Raw genomic sequence first — 21,089 nt, 5'->3', positions numbered from 1 at the left:
ATGAACGGGACAGGCTGTCCCGAGGAGACGACCATGAATACCCTTTCACGACGCGGCTTCCTTGCCGCTGGCGCCGCCATGCTGGTCTATGCGCACCTACCGCGCATCGCGGCGGCGCAGGGCGCCGCCCCGCTGTCGCTGCGTGCCGCCACCCGGACGCTCGACATCGACGGTCGCGCCGCCACCGTCTGGGGTCTTGCCGGGCCGTCCGGACAGGGTCTGACACTTGATCCCGGCGCGCGGTTCCGGGTGAATCTGCGCAACGATCTCGATGTTGGCACGCTGATCCACTGGCATGGCCAGATCCCGCCCAACGCGCAGGATGGCGTGCCCGAAATGCCTTTGCCGATGCTCGCCCCTGGCGAGACACGCGCTTACGACTTCGCGCCGCTTCCCGGCACCTACTGGATGCACGCGCATGTGCCGATCCACGAGATGCGCCTTCTGGCAGCGCCGCTGATCGTGCGCAGCGCCGAGGATGTCGCCGCCGACCGCCAGGAGGTGGTGCTGTTCCTGCATGATTTCTCGTTCAAGGCACCCGAGGAGGTGATGGCCGAGATCCTTGGCGGCCACGGGACCGCCGGCGGTCATGGAGGCGGCCACGGCGCGGTCATGGGCGGCATGGCGGCCATGGACCACGGCGCGATGGGGAACATGCCGATGGGTGGCATGGATCACGGCGCCATGGGTGGCATGACGGGAATGGGCGCCATGGACGGCATGGCGATGGACCTCAACGACTACGACTGGGACGCCTATCTTGCCAACGACCGCACGCTTTCGGATCCCGAGGTGGTGCAGGTCGAGCGCGGCGGGCGCATCCGCCTGCGGGTGATCAACGCCGCCGCGGCAACGGTGTTCTGGATCGAGACTGGCGAAGCGCAGGCCCGGCTCGTCGCGGTCGATGGCCATGCCGTTCAGCCCGTCCCCGGCACGCGGTTCGGCTTGGCCATGGGCCAACGGCTCGACCTCGAGATCGACCTGCCGCAGGAGGGCGGCGCCTGGCCGATCCTCGCGCTGCGGGAAGGCGCGCGAGAGCGGACCGGGCTGATCCTTGCCACGCAGGGCGCCGAAATACGGCGCATCGACACCATGGCGGAGGCCGAAGCGCCTGCCTTCGACAGCGACCTTGCGCAGGAGACGCGTCTGATCGCCGCGGGCGCTTTGCCGGATCGGCCGGTGGACCGCAGCCACATGGTGATGCTGGGCGGCTCGATGCAGCCCTATGTGTGGACGATCAACGGGGCCGTCTGGGGCCAGCATCGCCCGCTTGCCGCACAGAGCGGCGAGCGGGTCGTGCTGTCCTTCCACAACATGTCGATGATGGGCCACCCGATGCATCTGCACGGACATGTGTTCCAAGTCGTCGGGTTGAACGGACGTGCGGTCCGAGGCGCGCTGCGCGACACGGTATACGTGCCGCCGATGTCGATGGTCGATATCGCGCTCGACGCCGGCGAGGTCGCGCGCTGGATGCTGCATTGCCACCACATGCCGCATCTCGAGACCGGCATGATGACCGAATTCGCAGTCAGCGCATAGGCCAGACAGAGGACGCCGGATGCCGGCGTTCTCCCTCAGCAACAAGGAGGCGGACTCATGTCGATGTCTCACGGCGGCCATGCCGGTCACCTGCCCGCGGGTGGCGATCGCAAGGCGCTTGTCATCTCGGGCTGGCTCACCGGCCTCTACTTTGTAGTCGAACTGGGCATCGGCATCTGGACGGGTTCGGTCGCTGTCATCTCCGATGCCTTCCACACCTTCTCGGCCGTGGGCGGCGTGCTCATCGCGCTGGTCGCGCTACGCTTGACCGAGCGGAAATCCAGCCCGGCGCGCACCTTCGGTTATGTCCGGGCCGAGATCCTCGGCGCCCTTTTCAATGGCCTTTTTCTCGTCGCGATGGCTCTTTTCGTGCTCTGGATGGGTGCGATGCGCCTCATGGAGCCGATCGAGCTGGCCACGACACCGATGCTGTTTGCCGCTGCGGGCGGGATCGCCACCGAGCTTGTTGCGCTCTGGCTGCTCTACGAGCGCCAGAAGGGCAACCTGAACATGCGCGGCGCGTACTGGCACATTCTGCAGACCTTCGTCGGCAGCTTCCTGATTGTCGTCTCGGCGCTGGTGATCCGGTTCACGGGCTTCCTTGCCATCGACCCGCTGCTTGGCATGGCGTTCGGGCTGGTCCTGCTCTGGGCTTCCTGGGGCATTCTGTGCGAGGCATTGCACATCCTGTTGCAAGGCACGCCGGAAGACCTCGATCTGGAGGCCGCAATCACGGCCATCCGGCAATTGGAGGGGGTGACGGATGTGCATCACGTCCATGCCTGGAGCCTGACATCCGGGCGCAATGTCTTCTCGAGCCACATCTGCGTTCGAAACTGGCAGGACGGCGAGCGGGTGCTGCGGCAGGCGAACAATCTCCTGCGCGAGCGATTCAACATCTACTTCTCGACGTTGCAGGTCGAGGAATACTGTCTCGATGGTGAGGAGGTCGCAACCGACATCGACATCATGCGGTCACATGCCGGGCCAGGACAGGCCAGCGTCGGAAAGATCCACGGCAAGCACTGAAGAGCAGGAACTCCGGATTCCGATCACCTCTTGACCTTCCAGCGAAGGGAAAGCGCAGAACAGGTAGAACGCAAGCTTAGAATAAGACGCCGAGGAGGCGTGAACATGACCAGCAAGACCGAACACGATCACCAGAACCAGACTCACGCCCACGGGCATGTGCACGATCACGCGCATGACCACGCCGCCGTCGCGCCGGACAGTGCCCACAAGGTCAAGGACCCGGTCTGCGGCATGATGGTCGATCCCCACACGACCACGCACAAGGCCGAACATGCCGGCCGGCCCTATTACTTCTGCTCGGCGGGGTGCCGCGCGAAATTCCTGGCCGAGCCGGAACGCTATCTCGATCCGGCTGCCGCGGCGACGAAGGCAGAGCCGGTTCCCGAGGGGACGATCTACACCTGCCCGATGCATCCCGAGATCCGGCAGGTCGGTCCCGGGTCGTGCCCGATCTGCGGCATGGCGCTGGAGCCGGTGCTGGTCAGCCTCGAGGCGGCGCCCAATGTCGAACTGATCGACATGACGCGCCGGTTCTGGATCGGACTGGCGCTGGCGATTCCGGTGGTGATCCTCGAGATGGGCGGGCACTTCCTGGGGCTGAACCACTATATCGGCCAGCTGACGTCGAACTGGCTGCAACTGATCCTCGCGACACCGGTCGTTCTCTGGGCGGGCTGGCCGTTCTTCCAGCGTGGCTGGCAGTCGCTCGTCAACCGCAGCCTCAACATGTTCACGCTGATCGCCATGGGCACCGGGGCGGCCTGGGTCTACAGCGTCATTGCCACCCTTGCGCCCGGCATCTTCCCGGACGCGTTCCGCCAGCACGACGGGTCGGTCGCGGTCTATTTCGAGGCGGCGGCGGTCATCACCGTACTCGTGCTGCTCGGGCAGGTGCTGGAGCTGCGGGCGCGCGAGAGCACCAGCGGCGCGATCCGTGCGCTGCTCGACCTCGCCCCCAAGACGGCCCGGATCATTCGTGGCGACGGCACCGAGGAGGAGGTTCAGCTCGACACCGTTCATGTCGGCGACCGCCTGCGGGTGCGGCCCGGCGAGAAGGTACCGGTCGATGGCGAAGTGATTGAAGGCCGCAGCGCCGTCGATGAATCGATGGTGACCGGCGAGTCGATGCCGGTGACCAAGGAGGTTGGTGCCAAGGCTATCGGCGGCACCATGAACCAGTCCGGCGCGCTGGTGATCGAGGCGAAGAAGGTCGGCCGCGACACCATGCTGTCGCAGATCGTCCAGCTCGTCGCCGAGGCGCAGCGCAGCCGCGCGCCGATCCAGCGCCTCGCCGATCAGGTGTCGGGCTGGTTCGTGCCGGCGGTGATCCTGGTCGCGGTGCTTGCCTTCGTCGCCTGGTCGATATGGGGTCCGGAGCCGCGCTTCTCCTTCGGTCTCATTGCGGCGGTTTCGGTCCTGATCATCGCCTGCCCCTGCGCGCTCGGGCTGGCCACGCCGATGTCGATCATGGTCGGCGTCGGACGTGGCGCGCAGGCCGGCGTGCTGATCAAGAATGCCGAGGCGCTGGAGCATATGGAGAAGGTCGACACCATCATCGTCGACAAGACCGGGACGCTGACCGAGGGCCGGCCCGCCGTCACCGCCATCGTTCCCGCCCCTGGCTTCACCGAAGACGAGGCGCTGCGGCTTGCTGCCAGCGTGGAGCGGGCGAGCGAGCATCCGCTGGCGCTGGCCATCGTGCGGGCGGCAGAGGAGCGAGGGCTCGAACTCGCGCCGGTCGCGGATTTCGACTCCCCCACCGGCAAGGGCGCGCTCGGGGTGGTCGAGGGCAAGCGCATTCCCCTTGGCAATGCGAAGTTCCTCGCCGAGCAGGGCGTCGATGTCGCGCCGCTGGCCGATGAGGCCGACCGGCTGCGCGAGGACGGGGCAACGGCGATCTTCATGGGGGTGGACGGGCAGGTGGCGGCGATCTTCGCCATCGCCGATCCGGTCAAGCCCACAACGCCCGAGGCGCTGGCCGCGCTGAAGGCGCAAGGTATCCGCGTGGTCATGCTGACCGGCGACAACTGGACGACGGCCAGGGCGGTCGCGCGCCAGCTCGGCATCGACGAGGTCGAGGCGGAGGTTCTGCCCGATCAGAAAAGCGCGGTTGTGCAGCGGCACAAGGCGGCGGGCGAGGTGGTGGCGATGGCGGGCGACGGGGTGAACGACGCGCCGGCGCTGGCTGCCGCGGATGTTGGCATCGCCATGGGCACCGGCACCGACGTGGCGATGGAAAGCGCGGGCGTCACGCTGCTGAAGGGCGATCTTATAGGTATCGTGCGGGCGAGGCGGCTGTCGGAAGCGGTCATGGGGAACATCCGCCAGAACCTGTTCTTCGCCTTCATCTACAACGCCCTAGGCGTGCCGGTCGCGGCGGGCGTGCTCTACCCGTTCTTCGGCATCCTGCTGTCGCCGATCATCGCGGCGGCCGCCATGGCGCTGTCCTCGGTCAGTGTCATCGCCAATGCCGCGCGTTTGCGGAAGGTGAAGCTGTGATGGCGGTGCCGCGGCCTTCGATTCGCTGCTCACCTCATTGTGCGCCGCACATGGACCGTGACGGGGAGACAATGAATCCATGAAGCGAGGTTTGACGATGAGAAACGATCACCGCATCAGCCGGCGCGCCATTCTGGCCGCTGCCGGCGCACTTCCCCTGCTGTTGTCTACAATCGGCCGGGGGCATGCCGAAGCGCTGCCTCTGGTGAACGTCACCAAGGATCCGTCCTGCGGCTGCTGCGATGGCTGGGTCGCGCATATCGAGGCTGCGGGGTTCCCGGTGCGGGTTGTGGAATCCACCGATATGGACAGCCTCAAGCAGCGGCTCGGCGTGCCAGCCGAACTGGCCTCCTGCCACACCGCCGAGGTGGGCGGCTATGTGGTCGAGGGCCATGTGCCTGCCGCGGCGATCCGCCGCCTTCTGGCCGAACGACCGGATGCGACAGGGTTGGCCGTTCCCGGAATGCCTGCCGGCTCGCCCGGCATGGATTTTCCGGGCGTCGATCCCGAGCCGTATGAAGTGTTCCTGTTCGGCCCGACTATCCAACCCTTCGGGCGTTTTCTCGGCGCGCAGGAAATCTGAGTCAGGCGTCTCCACATGACCGGCCACCTTGCCAATGATCCGAAACAGCACCTGGCCGAGGCGGCTTGCCTCCGTCAGCGGGGCGGTCTTGCTGTGTCGGGTGGCGCGCGACGTGAACGTGACATCGCACGGGCCTCGCGTGCCACCGGGAAGGAAGGTGGCGCATGAACGTGAGCGCGCGAGTTGCTGGCAGGGCAAGATGCGGCGGATTGCGCCAGTTTGCGATCTGCATCCTGCTGCTTGCCATCAGCGCCCTGGTTCTGCAGGTCCCGGCACACGCCAGTCCCGCCGGACACGCCATCCACCAGGAACAGACTGCTGCCACGGCCAGCCACTGCGCCCGCCATCACATGCCGGACGAACATGGCGCAGATCGATTCGCAGGCTGCGTGAGTGATGACGGTAGTCCAAATCTGGCGGACTGCTGCCAGACCTGTCTGACCGCCGCCGTTCTCGTCGAGCCGCCGACGCTCGGCCCGGCCGCGAACGGCGAAGCTTTCACGTTGATGCACCCTGACCCGCGCGATCGGTCCCCTGAAGGAATCCTGAGGCCGCCACGTCTCATCGCGGCGTGAGGCGCAGGGATCGCCGCGAGAACGAAGATGTCTCCGGCTGCTCCGGCGCGACCCCGAAAGACCACGCGAACATATCGGAGACCCGCGTCCGCGAATCTGGACCGGCGCTCCCGTACCAAAGGATGAAATCAATGAACCGAACCGCAATCGCCCTTTCCGTCAGCATCCTGGCAGGCCTGCCAGGCGCCGCCCTCGCCCAGTCCGGGCATGACACCCACCACCCAGCAAGCCCGCCCGCGCAAGCGGAAGCGGCCCGGGCGAGCAGTAACCTTCCCGACTTCACGCAGGCCTATGTCGACGCGATGAACGAGACGCACGGGCTGATGATGGACGGCGTCATGGCCGACGATCCCGATGTCGCCTTCGTCCGGGGCATGATCCCGCATCATCAGGGCGCGATCGACATGGCCAGGATCGTCCAGCAATACGGGGACGATCCGCAGACCAAGGCGTGGGCGGACCAGATCATCGCGGCGCAGGAAGGCGAGATCGCTGAAATGCAGGCTTGGCTGGAGACGAACGCTGGCGAGGCACCGGCAGCCCTCGGCCAGACAAGGGGAACCGTCTACGCTGCCAATGAGGGCGGCAATTCCATCAGCGCCATCGATCTCGGCACCGGATCGGTCGACACCGTTTCGATCCCGGTCGGGCCCCACAACGTCGATCTGACGCCCGATGGGAAGCTGTTGCTGGCAGTCGGAGATCCTGCCACCGAGGGGGATCACGAATCCGACGGCCACGGAAACGGCGAGGAAGCTGCGGCCGAGGGTCTGCTGGTCATTCTCGATCCGCAGAACATCGCCGCGCCCAAGGCGACCGTCGCGGTGGGCTCGCACCCGGCCCATGTGGTCGCCGACCGGCAGGGGCGCGCTTTTGTCTCGCTGGCCGGCGGCGACGAGATCGCCGTGGTCGATCTCGCAAAGGCCGAGGTCATCGGGCGTATCGCGACGGGGGACTATCCGCACGGCCTGCGGCTCAGCCCGGACGAGACCCAGCTCTACGTGGCCAATGTCGAGGATGGGTCCGTGTCCGTCATCGACACGCAGGCGCTGTCCGAGGTGGCACGCATTCCGGTCGGAACCGCGCCGGTCCAGGTCGGGTTCACGCCCTCCGGCGATCAGGTCTATGTCTCGCTTCGCGACGAAAACCGTGTGGCGGTCATCGACACCTCAACCCGCCAAGTAACGAACAGGATCGAGGTGGGGCCGAACCCGATCCAGATGTTCGCGACCGCTGATGGAGCCTACGTCTATGTGGCCAACCAGGGCACCGACGCGGAGCCTAACAACACCGTGTCCGTGATCGACACCGCGACCGGTCAGGTAGTGAAGACCCTCACCACCGGCGGCGGCGCCCATGGCGTCTCGGCATCGACCGACGGGGCATTCGTGTTCGTGACCAACATTGCCGACGATACCGTGTCGATCATCGACGTGGGGAGCCAGGAAGTGGTCAAGACAGTGCCGGTCGGCGATCGCCCGAACGGCATCGTCTACGGCGGCCCGACCCGCTGAGCGATCGGCGCCGGGGTTCGCTCCGGCGCCAGCTGCCGGCCAGGCACCGAGCCGCGGTCGGCCAGAACAAAAGAGCTTCGGCATCAAATCGCCGAGATGGAGGACATGGTCGCCACGCTCACGACGCTGGCCGACGCCTGCGCGGGCGACCACCGGCCCGACTGCCCGATTCTCGGCGACTTCGAGCAAGCGAGCCCGGAGCATCGGCCGGCGCCCGCACGGGCACCCTTGGCGAGCAGCCGCCCCTCCGTCTGACTGCGGGGCATTATCGGCCATCGCCGCCTTATCCGGCGATCTGCTTTCGCGTCTTCGACCATATCGCGGCCGGCGATCAGATCGCAGATCACCGTCCTTTGCACGCGCGGGCTTGATCGCGCATGACACTGTAGTCGCCGAGCATCTCGGCGATGGAAGACCGCTCCGGTAGCAGAACCAGTTCTTCGGTCGTGCGCGCCTGGAACTCGCGGCTATACTCCACCACGGGCGGACAGACGGTGACGATGCGCGGCTCAGAATCGACCGTCGCGCAGCCGGTCACCAAGTTCGTCGTGAGACCGAGGACGGCGAGCCGCGGCCTCCAGCATCTGACGTTGGACGTCATTGACTTCCTCCGAAGTTTCGAGGCGTTCGGCGAGGCGGCCGACGCGCTCACCGGTGCGGCGGATCGACAGCAGGAACAGGACGATGGCGAGAGCAACAGCGCTGAAGCGCAGGGCGGCTCGCGCCAACGGGCTGGCAGCGATTCCGGTGAGAGCGGCGATCATCGCCGCCCCCGGCGCCAATCATCGAGGCGGGCGTAGATCGTGACTGCGATGCCCCCGAGCGCGACGGCGATGAACAGCCAGCGCAACGTGTCGAGATACGGCACCAGCGGCAGGATCGCGGTCTGGGTCTCGGCGATGACGTTCTGCGCCACCTCCACGCCCGCAGCGCCCAGCGTCGCCACGCCAGCCGCGCCACCGCCCTTCATGGTGCGGCTGTCGGCCAGCACCTCGCGCGCTGGTGGCGTCTCGGCTGCAAAGGTCGTCGCCCGGACCGGGAACCGCTCGCCCCATTGCCGCGCGGGCCCGAGGTCGACATGCATGAAGCCCGAGCGCGGGTAGAAGCCGAAGCCGAGGAACCCGACCTCGCGCGCGTTCGGCGGGTCAAGGTCCACTGGACCTTGCCCTATTCCGCCTCACCCTCGAACGCCGCCGGATCGTGGTTCGCCATGGCGATGTCGAAGGCGGCGCCGTCGAGGTGCTTGGAGCGGGTCGCGCCACCGGCGTGAAGCTGGCGCAGGAGCGGCTGGCCAAGCGCGAGGGCGGCGTCATCTGGCACACCCAGGGGTCTGGCAAGAGCATCCTGATGGTGCTGCTGGCCAAATGGATTCTCGAACGTGAGCCGGATGCCCGTGTGCTGGTCATCACCGACCGCGACGAGTTCGACAAGCAGATCGAGGGCGTGATGCGGAACGCGGGAGTCGCCGGCGCCGATGCACCGTCGCCTCGGGTGACGCGCCGCGACGAGTTCGTGAGCTGGCTGGGTGCGCCGTCGCCCCGGCTGATCTGCGCGCTGATCCACAAGTTCGACGCGCGAGGCGGTTGTCGATCTGACGCCGATCCGCGCAAGATGCAGGGCGGAACCAGAGAAACGCGGAACATGAGCAAGCTTTGGCACGGTGCAGACCCAGCACGCCACCATGGAAGCGCCGCCGGGCGTTCGAGTGACAGCGCCACTGCGATGATCGGCCGCCGCTCGCTCCTGCTGGCAACGCCGGCGCTCGTCGTCGGCGCTGCGATGGCGTCGACGCCGTTCCGCCTCGGTCTGACGTCGGTGTTCCTCGACAACGAGGCGCCTGTCATCGCTGGCTTGACAGGGGCGCTGGCCGAGACAATGGGCCGCGCCGTGCTGCCGGTGCAGAGGCGCAGCTATGCCGAGGTCACCCGGCTGCTGCTGGACGGGGGCGTCGATGCAGCCTGGCTCTGCGGCTTCCCCTGGCTCCGCAATCGCTCCCGGCTTGGGCTGGTTGCGCTACCTTTGTGGCGGGGCCAGCCACTCTACCGGTCCTACCTGATAGCCGGAGCAGATGACACTGCGACAAATCTTGGGGATCTTCGCGACGGCGTTCATGCCTTCAGCGATCCCGACAGCAACTCGGGCTGGCTGGTCACTGCCTCGGACCTTGCGCGCCGCCGACAGCCAGTTGAGACCTTCTTCCGACGCGCAATTTTCACCTGGGGCCACCGCAACGTGGTCCGCGCGGTGGCGAGCGGATTGACACGCTCGGGCAGTGTGGACGGCTACGTCTGGGAAGCTCTCGCCGCAGTGGAGCCGGCGCTAACGGTCAGGACCCGCATCGTGACGCGTTCGGAATGGATGGGCTTCCCGCCCATGGTTGCCCGGAGGCACGAACTGTCGACGCCCTCGATCCAGGCCTTCACGCACGCACTTCGCCGCATGGGGAACACCTCCGCTGGACGCACGGCGCTGGAGCAGCTTCAGCTTGACGGCTTCGCACAGCCAGACGCCGGATTGTTCGACCCGATAGCGGCCCGGTTGCGCGACCTCGCGGCTAAGCCATGAAGGCATGGTGGTTCCGGCAGCCCCTGTCGGTGAGGGTTCCATTGCTGGGGGCCGTGATGATGGTGGCCTTGGGAGTGCTCGCATCCCAGCTGGTTCTCGGCACCCTTGGTCGCGTGCAGCAGGACCGCATCCGTGAGGTGGCCGAACTTCATCTCGCGGCACTCGAACTGGCCTTGGGGCCTCACGTCCTGCACCGCGACGTGTGGGAGGTCTATGACCTCCTCGACCGCGCCCGTGGGCAGTCGGAGAGGGTGGCGCTCATCGTCGTTGCCGATCCGAACGGACGCGTACTGGCAGCGTCAGATCCGCTTCAGGCTCCGGTTGACAGCTTGGTTGCGCCATTTCTGGAGGGAGCAGTCCCCCCGACGCACGCTGTCGTCAGTCGTGGCAGCGATCGGGTGCGGGTCGGGGCCGCAATCGATTATCAAGGTCGCACGGTCGGGCACATGATCAGCGAACTCGACCTGTCGGATCTTGCGGCCGGACGCCGTCGAACGCTGCTGCTTCTTATCTTGGGCAGCGCTGCCGCCACCTTGGGGCTGGCGGCCGTTGGCGCTCAGGTGCTGCGCCGCGAGCTGCGCCCCCTCGGACTCTTGGCGCATCACCTGACCTCGGCGGGGCCCCGCCCAGCCCTGATCCCGGAAAGCGCTCTACCGGCTGGCGGGGAGGAGATGGCGAGCCTGGTTGCCGGCTATAACAGCCTTGCCGTTGAGGTTGCCCGAGGAGCCGAGGCCGATCGGCAGCGAGCCGAGAGCGAGCGGCTGGCGGCCTTGGGGCGGCTGTCGGCATCGCTGGCGCACGAAATCAACAACCCGCTCGGCGGCCTGCTCAACGCCACCGACACGGCTCTCCGTTATGCTGACCGCCCAGAAGTCGTCCGCGAGGCCGCCTCGCTTCTGCAACGGGGGCTGCAGCACCTGCGCGACATCACCGCGGCGACTCTGAACCATCACCGGCTTGATCGCGACGGCCTCGATCTGACTGCCGAGGATCTAGACGACCTTCGGCTGCTGCTGGGTCCAACCCTCCGGACCCGCGGCCAGCGGCTCAACTGGCAAGTGGACCCCGCAGGCATCGCCAGGCTGCCTGCGGGGCCCATGCGTCAGGTCCTGCTGAATTTGCTGCTCAACGCATCCCAGGCCGCTCCGCATGGCGGATGCGTCGAACTCGAAGTCGTCCTTGCCGGCACTGCGCCGCGCTTCGTGCTGAGCGATGACGGGCCGGGCCTGCCGGATGCACTTGCCGACTGGCTGCAGTCTGCTGGCGAGCGGCGGCCACCCTCGAAGGGAGTCGGACTGCGTCTGGTTCGTGACGTAATGTCGCAGCTCGGGGGCTGCATTTGCGTCTGCCGGACCGATGAACGCACGGAGATCGTTCTCACTTTTCCGGGAGGCGCTGCGCGATGCTGACTGGCCGCCGTCTGGTCCTCGTCGAGGACGATGCCCTGATGGGGGCTTCGCTCGTGCAGCGTCTCGAGCTTGAAGGTGCGCGGGTTCAATGGCTGCGCCAGGCTGGCCGGGCGTTGGGTGCATTGCGGAGCCCGCAGGGCCACATCGATGCCGTAGTCTGCGATATCGCCTTGCCTGACGGCGACGGCGAGGCGCTGTTCGCCGAACTGTCCCGAACCCGCCCGCCGCGACCGTTTCTGTTCATCACCGGGCGCGGCAGCATCGCGCAGGCCGTGCGGCTGATCCAGGCAGGAGCTGGCGACTACATCGAGAAGCCATTCGCCATGGATCAGTTCCTCGCGCGCCTCGTCACCCTGATCGCGGCCGCCGACCCTCCCGGAGAAGGCGAAGCCTGGCTGGGCGTCTCGGACCTGGCGCGCCGGACCGAGCGAAGGGTTGCGGAGGCGGGGGCCACGGAGCGGCCGGTGCTCATTTCGGGCGAACCGGGCGCGGGAAAAGGACATCTCGCGCGAGGCCTGCACAACGCATCGTCGAGAAGGCTGGGACCGCTGGTCGTGCACGACGCATCGCGCCCTTCTGGCTCGGCGCTTTCTGATGCGATCGCCGAAGCGGCAGATGGCACGCTCTACATCGCGGCAGTGGATCGGCTGGATCCCGAGGGTGAGATGGCGCTCCTCGAGCTGCTCGACACCCCACCAGCCTGCCGGCTCGTGTTCGGTGGCGCACCCGAAGGGCTTGAGGCCGTGCGCCCTGATCTACGTGATCGCCTGCGCCGCAGCGAGATTACAGTCCCGCCCCTTTCCGCTCGACCCGAGGACGCGGACTGGCTGATGCAGCGCCTCTTTGCCGGGGCAAATGCCCGGCGTTCCGCTCCGCTCAGCGGCATCACCGAAGCGGCCTCCGCCGCGGTCCGCGCGCACGGTTGGCCCGGAGGCGGCCGCGAACTGCGGGCGCGGGTGATCCGTGCAGTGGACGCGGCAGAGGGACCGTGGCTGCAGGCGACCGATCTCTTCCCGGAGCGCGTGGCAGAAGCACCCTGGAGAACCCTGGCCGAAGTCCGCGACGAGGCAGAACGTGCCCAGATCCTCGCCGCACTTGACCGCAGCGACGGCCATCCCGCCACCGCCGCCCGCTTGCTCGGAATATCGCGTACCACGCTGTGGGAAAAGATGCAGCGGCTGGGCCTCTGACCTGTTCGGAAAACCGAACGCGTCTAAAAAACCACACGTAGACAACGAGTTAGGCCGGGCGAGTTCCGCCTCTATGGATCGGATTCCCATGCTAGCCTGAGCATAGGGTCTAGCGGGAGAGTTCAACATGACATGCAAGCAGTTGGTGAACGCCGGGCGACGGCAGTTCCTCCGGGGGGGTGTGCTCGGCGCGGCGGGCGCGGCGGCGGCGAGCGTGCTGCCGGCGACACAAGCCAAGGCCAGCCCCGCACTGGCACGCGTATCCTACCCGCCCACCCAGCTGGCCAACATCGCCGATCTTACCGTCAACGAGCCGCTGGACATCGCTTTCCCGGATGCCGACAGCCCCGGAGTTCTGCTGAAGCTCGGCCAGGCGGTCGAGGGCGGTGTCGGGCCGGATGGCGACATCGTCGCCTTCAGCACGCTGTGCCCGCACAAGGGCTGGATGCTGAGCTACGACGGGGAGGACAAGACACTGAACTGTCCCGGTCACTGGTCCCGCTTCGACTGTGAAAAGGCGGGCCAGCAGATCTGGGGCCACGCCACCAACAACCTGCCGCAATTCACGCTCCGCGTGGACGAGAACGGCGACATCCATGCGGATGGTGTCGATGAGCTGATCTACGGCCGTCTTTCGAACGTGCTGGCCTGAGGGAGGATCCGATGACCTACAAGCGCCACGTCGATCGCCTGCCGATCATCCCGGCCGATGCGTCGAAGCACAATGTCACCTGCCACTACTGCATCGTGGGTTGTGGTTATCACGCCTATACCTGGCCTCTGAACCGCCAAGGCGGCACTGCGCCCGGCGAAAACGTCTTCGGCGTCGATCTCTCCCGGCAGCAGGGGATGGAGACCGAGGCCTGGTATGCGCCTTCCATGTATAATGTGGTCAAGCAGGACGGTCGCGACGTGCATCTGGTCATCAAGCCGGATGCCGGATGCGTCGTGAACTCCGGCCTCGGCTCGGTGCGCGGTGCGCGAATGGCCGAGGGCCATACCTCGGATGTCTTGGGCACGCAGCAGAACCGGATGCGCGAACCGATGGTCTGGCGCTTCGGCAGCTACGTCGAGACGAGCTGGGACGACGCCCTCGACCTCGTTGCACGTGTCACGGCGCGGATCGTCGCCGAGCAGGGTGAGGACGAACTGATCGTCTCGGTCTTCGACCACGGCGGCTCGGCCGGCGGCTACGAGAACACCTGGGGCACGGGCAAGCTCTACTTCGAGAGCATGAAGATCAGGAACATCCGCATCCACAACCGCCCGGCCTACAACTCCGAGGTTCACGCGACCCGCGACATGGGCGTCGGCGAGCTGAACAATGCCTACGAGGATGCGGAGCTGGCCGACACGATCGTCTGCTGGGGCGCCAATCCCTTGGAATGCCAGACCAACTACTTCCTGAACCACTGGATACCGAACCTGCAGGGTCAGACAGACGGCAAGAAGGCTGAACTGATGCCCGGCGAGGAGCATCCACAGGCCCGGATCGTGTTCATCGACCCGCGCCGGACGGTTTCTGTCAACGCAGCCGAGATGGCGGCGGGCAAGGAGAACGTGCTGCACCTTGCGCCGAGGTCGGGAACCGATCTCGCGCTGGCGCATGCCATCTTCACCCATGTCGCAGATCAGGGCTGGGTCGACCAGGAGTTCATCGACGCGTTCACCGTTGGCGGCGAGAGCGTCCCAACCGAAACCGCTCCGCCCAATCGAAACACCCTTGATGGCGCGCACCCTGCGGCGCTCGTCTCCTTCCAGGAGGCCGTCGAGGCGAACCGGATGTCGCTCGAACAGGCGGCGGAGATCACTGGCATTCCGGTCGAAGACATCCGAAAGGCCGCCGAATGGATCGCGCAGCCGAAGGGGAACGGCGCCCGGCGCCGGACCATGATCGGCTACGAGAAGGGCGTCATCTGGTCGAACGACAACTACCGCACCAACGGCGCAATCGTGAACATTGCGCTCGCGACCGGCAACATCGGGCGGGAGGGCGGCGGCTGCGTCCGCCTCGGCGGCCACCAGGAGGGCTACGTGCGACCCTCAGACGCCCATGTCGGTCGGCCCGCAGCCTATGTCGACCAGCTGCTGATCCAGGGAAAGGGCGGCGTGCACCACGTCTGGGCCTGCAACCACTACCGGACGACCCTGAACGCCACCGAGTTCAAGCGCGAATACAACCGGCGCACCAATATGGTGAAGGCGGCGATGGACGCGGCCGCCGGCAGGAGTCGCGAGGAGCTGGTGGACGCCATCCTAGCTGCGATCGGTGACGGTGGCCTCTTCGCTGTCAACGTCGACATCATTCACAACGAGATGGGCAAGCAGAGCCATGTAGTCCTGCCAGCTGCGATCTCGGGCGAGATGAACCTGACGTCCATGAACGGCGAGCGGCGCATGCGACTGGTCGAGCGTTACATGGATCCGCCCGGCAGTGCCCGGCCGGACTGCATGATCGCGGCCGGGATTGCTCAGGCGATGCGGCAGGCAATGCAGGACCTCGGCCAGCCGGATCTCGCGGAGAAGTTCACGGGCTACGACTGGCAGGACGAGGGGGATGCTTTCGAGGACGGCTATCGCAAGCACGCCAACGGTGGCGAGCATGTGACCTACGACCGGCTGCGCGCGATGGGCAACAACGGCTTCCAGGAGCCGGCAACCGGGATCGAGGGCGAGACCATCATCGGCACACCGCGGCTGTACACCGACAGCAAGTTCTCGACCGAGGATGGCAAGGCGCGGTTCATGGCCGGCGAGTGGCGCGGCTATGCGACGCCCGGCAAGCAGGAGGAAAGCGAGAAGTTCGCGTTCCTGATCAACAACGGCCGGACCAACATCAACTGGCAGAACTGGTTCATGGATGAAGGTAACGAGTTCGTCCTCGATCGCTGGCCCTACCCGATCATCGAGATGAACCCGGCGGACATGGCCGAGATCGGTGTCACTCAAGGGGATCTCGTCGAGGTCGTCAACGACAACGGCGCGACCCAGGCGATCGCCTACCCGATGGATACCGCCAAGCCGAAGCAGAGCTTCATGATCTTCGGCAGCCCGCGCGGAACGCAGGGCAACGTGATCTCCTCGGGCACGAACGAGTTAGTGATCCCGGTCTACAAGCAAACTTGGGCGGATATCCGCAAGCTGGCCTCGGCTCCTGCTGCGGTCCGGGGGATGTCGTTCAAGAGGCTGGAGGCGCAGCTGTAAGGCTCGTCAGATCCTCGCCTGGTTGACCCTTTTCGAGAGCGCTTCGGCGCTCTCGAGTCGTTCCGAGTAGCGGTCGGTCAACGAAGGCCGCCCCCGCGTCAGGAGCGTGAAACGTATCAGCTCCTCCATGACATCGACGATGCGCGCGAGGTATGGTGAGGGCTTCATCCGCCCTGCAGCATTGAACTCGTCCCACGCCTGCGCGACTGAGGACTGGTTCGGGATGGTGATCATCCGCATCCAGCGGCCGAGAATGCGCATCTGGTTAACCGCATTGAAGCTCTGCGAGCCGCCGGACACCTGCATCACCGCCAGCGTTCGTCCCTGGGTGGGCCGGACACCCCCGAGCGACAGTGGCAACCAGTCAATCTGCGTTTTCATCAGGCCTGACATGGCGCCGTGCCGTTCAGGGCTGGACCAGACCATCCCCTCCGACCAAATCGCGAGATCGCGGAGTTCGACGACCTTGGGGTGGTTGTCGGTTACAGCGTCCACCATCGGCAGCCCGTCGGGGTCGAAGAACCGGACCTCGGCGCCGAGGTGCCGCAGGACTCGCGCGCCCTCCTCCGCCGCGAGGCGCGAGAAGCTGCGCTCCCGCAGCGAGCCGCTCAGAATCGCGATGCGGGGTGGGTGCCCAAGGCCGCCAGCAGAAGCCAACTCTTCCGAGTTGGGACGCGACAGCAGCGAAACTTCAATGCCCGGATTCAGCGTCCAATCGAAACCATCCTCGCTCACGCGTGGCAACCTGGCGTTCACGGCTTCACCGCTAGACGCTGCTCCGGGGCGTCGCTGGCTTCAGTGTCTCCCTCGGGCTCGAAGCGATGGCGCGTCCGGTTGGCGAATGCGACCAGTGACAGCATCACCGGCACCTCAACCAGCACGCCAACGACCGTCGCCAGCGCCGCGCCCGAGTTCAGACCGAACAGGCTGATCGCCACAGCGACAGCAAGCTCGAAGAAATTGGAGGTGCCGATCATGGCGCAAGGGGCGGCGATCCGATGCGGAACTTTCATCGTCCAGGCCGCGGCATAGGCCAGCGCGAAGATGCCATAGCCCTGGATCAGGATCGGCACCGCGATCATGCCGATCACCACGGGGTTCGCGAGGATCTTTGCCCCCTGCAGCCCGAAGAGAATTACCACGGTTGTGATCAGCCCCATCATCGACCACGGCTTGATCCGGGTAGAGAACGCCTCGATCGCCTGGGGCGAGCCGAGCGCGCGCCGCGTGATCAGGCCGGCGATCAGCGGCAGGACGATGTAGAGAACCGTCGCCAGCACCAGCGTTTCCCAGGGCACCGCAATATCGGTAACGCCGAGAAGGAGGGCTACGATAGGCGCGTAGGCGACCACCATGATGAGATCGTTGACCGAGACCTGCACCAGCGTGTAGGTCGCGTCGCCGCGGGTCAGCTGCGACCATACGAAGACCATCGCCGTGCAGGGCGCGGCACCAAGCAGGATCAGCCCGGCGGTGTACTGAGCGGCATCCTCCGGCTCGATCCAAGGCGCGAACACGTAATCGAAGAACAGAACCGCTAGAAACGCCATAGTGAACGGCTTGATCAGCCAGTTCACCGCCAGCGTGATCAAAAGGCCTTTCGGCTGGCGTGCCACCCCGGCGACAGCCTGAAGGTCGACACCGACCATCATCGGATAGACCATGGCCCAGATCAGCACCGCCATCACCAGATTGACGCTGGCCACTTCTGCTGCTGCCACGGCCTCGACGAGCCCGGGCGCCGTGGCCCCGATCCCGGTACCCAGTGCGATCGCAAGTGCAATCCACAGGGTGAGATAACGTTCGAAGACACTCATGCCAGGCTCTCCTGCGTGCGGTCCAGGCTGAGGCGGCTGACAGCGAGCGCAGACGCCACCACCATCGCCGCCGCAGTTCCCAGCATCAGCGCCAGCCCGCCGATCTGATAGGTCAGGCCCGAAAGAAGCGTGCCGAGGAGGCGCCCGCCCGCATTGGCCATGTAGTAGAAACCGACATCCATTGTCACTCGCTCGGCCTGGGTGAAGGCGAGGATCAGATAGGAATGCAGCGACGAGTTCACCGCGAAGACCGCGCCGAAGGCCAGCAGGCCCAGGACAAGCGTCGCTGTCAGCCATGGCTGCGGCTGGGGCGAGATCAGGGCGGCGGCAGTCAGCCCGGCCGGGATGGCGGCCAGCGCCCACGCCCAGCCACGCGCCGCGTCGATCAAGTCGCCGTCCGATCTTTGCGCCGCACGCAAGAGCCGGGGTGCTGCCGCCTGCACCGCGCCGTAAAGGATGGTCCAGACCGCCATGAAGGTGCCGATCATGAAGAAGGCGGCCCGGTTGCCGTCGACGGTGCCGTCCGACAGCACAGCGTAGAAATAGATCGGAATGCCGACGACGAACCAAACGTCGCGTGCACCGAACAGAAACACCCGCGCTACCGACAGCCAGTTCACGTTGGCGGACTTCGAGAAGACCTCGGAGAACTTCGTGCCCTTGCGTCCCTTGGGCAATCCTGGCGGCATAGCGATCAGGACGGCGAGCAGAATCACCGCAAGTACCGCTGCCATCGCAAGGACCGCCGGGACAAAGCCCAACGTGGCGAGCAGCACCGCGCCCAGCAGGAAGCCCAGCCCCTTCACAGCGTTCTTCGATCCGGTCAGCAGCGCGACCCAGCGGAAGAGCCCGCCGTTGCCCTCAGGGGCCAGCAGCTTCACGGCGGATTTCGAGGACATCTTGGCCAGATCCTTGGCCACGCCGCTCGCGCCTTGCACGATCATGACGTAGGCGACCGAAAACCCGATGGCCCAGCCGGGATCCAGTTGCGCCAGCGCCAACAGCGCGATGACCTGCAAGCCTAGTCCAGCATAAAGCGTCGAGGTCAGCCCGAACCGTGCCGCAATCCATCCCGCCGACAGGTTCGTGACCATGCCTGCGATCTCGTAAAGGATGAACAGATAGGCCAGCTGCACCGGGCTGAACCCAAGCCTGTGGAAATGCAGCAGGACCAGCATCCGCAGGGCGCCGTCGGTGAGCATGAAGGCCCAATAGACGGCAGTGACTGCGATATAGGCTGACAGCCCTTCGGGGCGCGGTCGGGCAACGGTCACAGCGAGGCCCCGACCATCAGCGCCACGTCCACCAGACGATGCGCGTAGCCCATCTCGTTGTCGTACCAGGCGTAGATCTTCACCTGGGTGCCGTTCACGACCATGGTCGAGGGAGCGTCAATGATGCCCGAACGTGTGTCGTTGGTGTAATCGGCGGAGACAAGCGGGCGCTCTTCATAGCCGAGGATGCCCTCGAGCGGACCTGTCGCGGCGGCCTTGAACAGCGCGTTGACCTCGTCCGCACTCGTCGGCCGCTCGACCTCGAACACGCAATCGGTGATCGACGCGTTCAGCAGTGGTACCCGGATGGCATGGCCGTTCAGCCGGCCCTTCAGTTCCGGATAGATCAGCGTGATTGCCGTGGCGCTGCCCGTGGTGGTCGGAATCAGCGAGTTGAGCGCCGAACGCGCCCGTCGCAGATCTTTGGCGGGTCGGTCCACGATGGTCTGCGTGTTGGTCACGTCATGGATCGTGGTGATCGAGCCATGCCGGATGCCGATGGCTTCGTGGATCACCTTCACGACCGGGGCGAGGCAGTTGGTCGTGCAGCTTGCCGCCGTGATGATCCGGTGTTCGGCCGGATCGTAGATGTCGTGATTGACGCCATAGACGATGTTCGCCGCGCCGCCGTCCTTGACCGGCGCCGAGACGACCACCTTCTTCACCCCCGCCTCGAAATACGGAGCCAATTTCGCTTCGGACTTGAAGACGCCGGTGCAGTCGATGACCACATCAACTCCCGCGAGCGGCAGCTCGGACAGGTCTTTGCTGCCGACGAAAGGCAGCCGCGTGCCGTCGATGGTGACGCTCTCCGCGTCGTGCGAGAACGCCGCATCCCAGCGCCCATGCACGGTGTCGAACTCGAACAGATGCGCATGCATGGCGGGGTCGCCCACCGCGTCATTGATCCAAGCGATCTCCGCTCCCCGTTCAAGAAGCGGGTTGAGGGCAAGTTTTCCCATGCGGCCGATGCCGTTCAGAGCATAGACGGTCATGCTGGCGCTCCGGCATCCGTACGGCCGAGGTCGTCCACGGCCCGTTGCAGCGAGATGCGGTCCAGCGAAGCGATAGGCAGCGCCGAAAATGTCTTGATGCGGTTGTGCAGCGCCCCATAGGTCTGCTGGAACGCGAGGCTCTTCTCGGCGTGGGTTCCTTCGGCCTTGACCGGATCAGGCATGCCCCAATGCGCACTGACAGGCTGACCGGTCCACGCCGGGCACTCCTCATTCGCCGCCTGATTGCAGACCGTGAAGACGAAATCGAACTTCGGTGCGTCGGGTCCTTGGAACTCACCCACATTCTTCGATCGCAGAACGGAGACATCGTGCCCGTTCTGCTCGAGCACCTCGATGGCAAACGGATTCAGCTCCGAGTGGGGCCGGGTGCCAGCGGAATATGCCTCGAACCGGTGACCCGCCTCCTTGCGGAGGATGGACTCGGCGAAGATCGAGCGGGCGGAGTTCCCGGTGCAGATAAACAGCACCTTGTACTTGCGGTCGGACATGGCGGTGGTTCCTGAAAGCGATGGCAGGGAGACAGGCGCGCAGAGATCGGGCCGACCGCGGCAGCAGTCGAGGATGAGATAGTCGAAGGTGCGACGCACCTCGGCCATGGCGATGGAATAGCGGAGCGAGGTTCCCACTCGCTCCTGCGTTACCAGCCCAGCCTGCATCAGCGCGGAGAGGTAGGCCGAGAGCGTCGACGCCTTGAAATCCAGCGCAGCGGCGATCTCGCCCGCTGGCACCCTATCCGGATAGCGCCGCATGAGCAGCCGGAAGAGGGCGAGGCGGTGGGGGTGACCGAGGGTGGACAGGCGGGAGGGAATCGGTTCTTCCATGTTTCATAAATAGCGGAAATAGCAGCTGGCGCAATCTCCGTTTGGCGC

At 65.9% G+C, this 21,089-nt stretch carries 16 protein-coding genes and 1 pseudogene; 10 read left to right on the top strand and 7 right to left on the bottom strand.

Features of this window, described 5'->3' with window-relative positions:
- Positions 1-33 precede the first annotated feature (33 nt).
- The 5 genes from Q0938_RS14035 (at position 34) to Q0938_RS14015 (ending at position 7,745) form a co-directional block, all read left to right on the top strand.
- Complete coding sequence (locus Q0938_RS14035; RefSeq protein ID WP_299363510.1) at positions 34-1,542, top strand: multicopper oxidase family protein; 1,509 nt, start codon at positions 34-36, stop codon at positions 1,540-1,542.
- A gap of 57 nt (positions 1,543-1,599) precedes the next feature.
- Positions 1,600-2,571, top strand: a complete 972-nt coding sequence (locus tag Q0938_RS14030) for a cation diffusion facilitator family transporter (protein WP_299363508.1) — start codon at positions 1,600-1,602, stop codon at positions 2,569-2,571.
- Positions 2,572-2,676: 105 nt separating this feature from the next.
- Positions 2,677-5,073 carry a heavy metal translocating P-type ATPase gene (locus Q0938_RS14025; protein WP_299363505.1) on the top strand — a complete coding sequence of 799 codons (2,397 nt, stop codon included), beginning with the start codon at positions 2,677-2,679 and terminating at the stop codon, positions 5,071-5,073.
- Between the two features lie 97 nt (positions 5,074-5,170).
- Complete coding sequence (locus tag Q0938_RS14020; RefSeq protein ID WP_024899898.1) at positions 5,171-5,656, top strand: DUF411 domain-containing protein; 486 nt, start codon at positions 5,171-5,173, stop codon at positions 5,654-5,656.
- Between the two features lie 706 nt (positions 5,657-6,362).
- Positions 6,363-7,745, top strand: coding sequence for a DUF305 domain-containing protein (locus tag Q0938_RS14015; RefSeq protein ID WP_024899896.1), 1,383 nt, complete (start codon positions 6,363-6,365; stop codon positions 7,743-7,745).
- 509 nt (positions 7,746-8,254) lie between these two features.
- On the opposite strand, the gene Q0938_RS14005 is transcribed toward Q0938_RS14015, so the two are convergent.
- Both Q0938_RS14005 and Q0938_RS14000 read right to left on the bottom strand, forming a co-directional pair.
- A complete protein-coding gene (locus Q0938_RS14005; protein WP_299363492.1) occupies positions 8,255-8,509 on the bottom strand; it encodes a hypothetical protein in 255 nt (84 codons plus the stop codon).
- A pseudogene (locus Q0938_RS14000) lies at positions 8,506-9,008 on the bottom strand (D-Ala-D-Ala carboxypeptidase family metallohydrolase); the annotation flags it as partial. The gene Q0938_RS14005 and the pseudogene Q0938_RS14000, both read right to left, overlap by 4 nt.
- Here Q0938_RS14000 and Q0938_RS13995 point away from each other — a divergent pair.
- From Q0938_RS13995 to Q0938_RS13975, 5 genes are all read left to right on the top strand, one after another.
- On the top strand, positions 8,946-10,310 hold the full coding sequence (locus Q0938_RS13995; RefSeq protein WP_299363487.1) for a PhnD/SsuA/transferrin family substrate-binding protein: 1,365 nt from the start codon (positions 8,946-8,948) through the stop codon (positions 10,308-10,310). The pseudogene Q0938_RS14000 and the gene Q0938_RS13995 overlap by 63 nt on opposite strands.
- The gene (locus Q0938_RS13990) at positions 10,307-11,719 is read left to right on the top strand and encodes a HAMP domain-containing sensor histidine kinase (protein WP_299363484.1); all 1,413 of its coding nucleotides are present in this window, start codon (positions 10,307-10,309) and stop codon (positions 11,717-11,719) included. Before Q0938_RS13995 ends, Q0938_RS13990 begins: the two co-directional genes overlap by 4 nt.
- Positions 11,713-12,909, top strand: coding sequence for a response regulator (locus tag Q0938_RS13985; protein ID WP_299363481.1), 1,197 nt, complete (start codon positions 11,713-11,715; stop codon positions 12,907-12,909). Before Q0938_RS13990 ends, Q0938_RS13985 begins: the two co-directional genes overlap by 7 nt.
- A 127-nt stretch (positions 12,910-13,036) precedes the next feature.
- A complete protein-coding gene (locus tag Q0938_RS13980; protein ID WP_299363479.1) occupies positions 13,037-13,561 on the top strand; it encodes an arsenate reductase (azurin) small subunit in 525 nt (174 codons plus the stop codon).
- An 11-nt stretch (positions 13,562-13,572) separates the two neighbouring features.
- Complete coding sequence (locus Q0938_RS13975; RefSeq protein ID WP_299363477.1) at positions 13,573-16,113, top strand: arsenate reductase (azurin) large subunit; 2,541 nt, start codon at positions 13,573-13,575, stop codon at positions 16,111-16,113.
- A 6-nt stretch (positions 16,114-16,119) separates the two neighbouring features.
- On the opposite strand, the gene arsH is transcribed toward Q0938_RS13975, so the two are convergent.
- Genes arsH through Q0938_RS13950 form a run of 5 tightly spaced genes read right to left on the bottom strand, consistent with a single transcriptional unit; the run spans position 16,120 to position 21,041 of the window.
- Positions 16,120-16,848 (bottom strand): arsenical resistance protein ArsH, encoded by a 729-nt coding sequence (gene arsH, locus Q0938_RS13970; protein ID WP_299363475.1) that lies wholly within the window; start codon positions 16,846-16,848, stop codon positions 16,120-16,122.
- A gap of 17 nt (positions 16,849-16,865) precedes the next feature.
- Entirely contained in the window at positions 16,866-17,930 is a 1,065-nt protein-coding gene (arsB, locus tag Q0938_RS13965) for an ACR3 family arsenite efflux transporter (RefSeq protein WP_299363473.1), read from the bottom strand.
- Positions 17,927-19,204, bottom strand: a complete 1,278-nt coding sequence (gene arsJ, locus Q0938_RS13960; RefSeq protein WP_299363470.1) for an organoarsenical effux MFS transporter ArsJ — start codon at positions 19,202-19,204, stop codon at positions 17,927-17,929. The genes arsB and arsJ overlap by 4 nt, the downstream gene beginning before the upstream one ends.
- On the bottom strand, positions 19,201-20,199 hold the full coding sequence (locus Q0938_RS13955; protein WP_299363468.1) for an ArsJ-associated glyceraldehyde-3-phosphate dehydrogenase: 999 nt from the start codon (positions 20,197-20,199) through the stop codon (positions 19,201-19,203). The genes arsJ and Q0938_RS13955 overlap by 4 nt, the downstream gene beginning before the upstream one ends.
- A complete protein-coding gene (locus tag Q0938_RS13950) occupies positions 20,196-21,041 on the bottom strand; it encodes a helix-turn-helix domain-containing protein (protein ID WP_299363466.1) in 846 nt (281 codons plus the stop codon). The genes Q0938_RS13955 and Q0938_RS13950 overlap by 4 nt, the downstream gene beginning before the upstream one ends.
- Between the last annotated feature and the right edge of the window lie 48 nt (positions 21,042-21,089).

This window comes from uncultured Paracoccus sp., assembly GCF_947496875.1.
Lineage (GTDB): Bacteria > Pseudomonadota > Alphaproteobacteria > Rhodobacterales > Rhodobacteraceae > Paracoccus.
The sequence above is the reverse complement of the archived record's forward strand: the minus strand, read 5'-3'. Positions and strand labels throughout refer to the sequence as shown.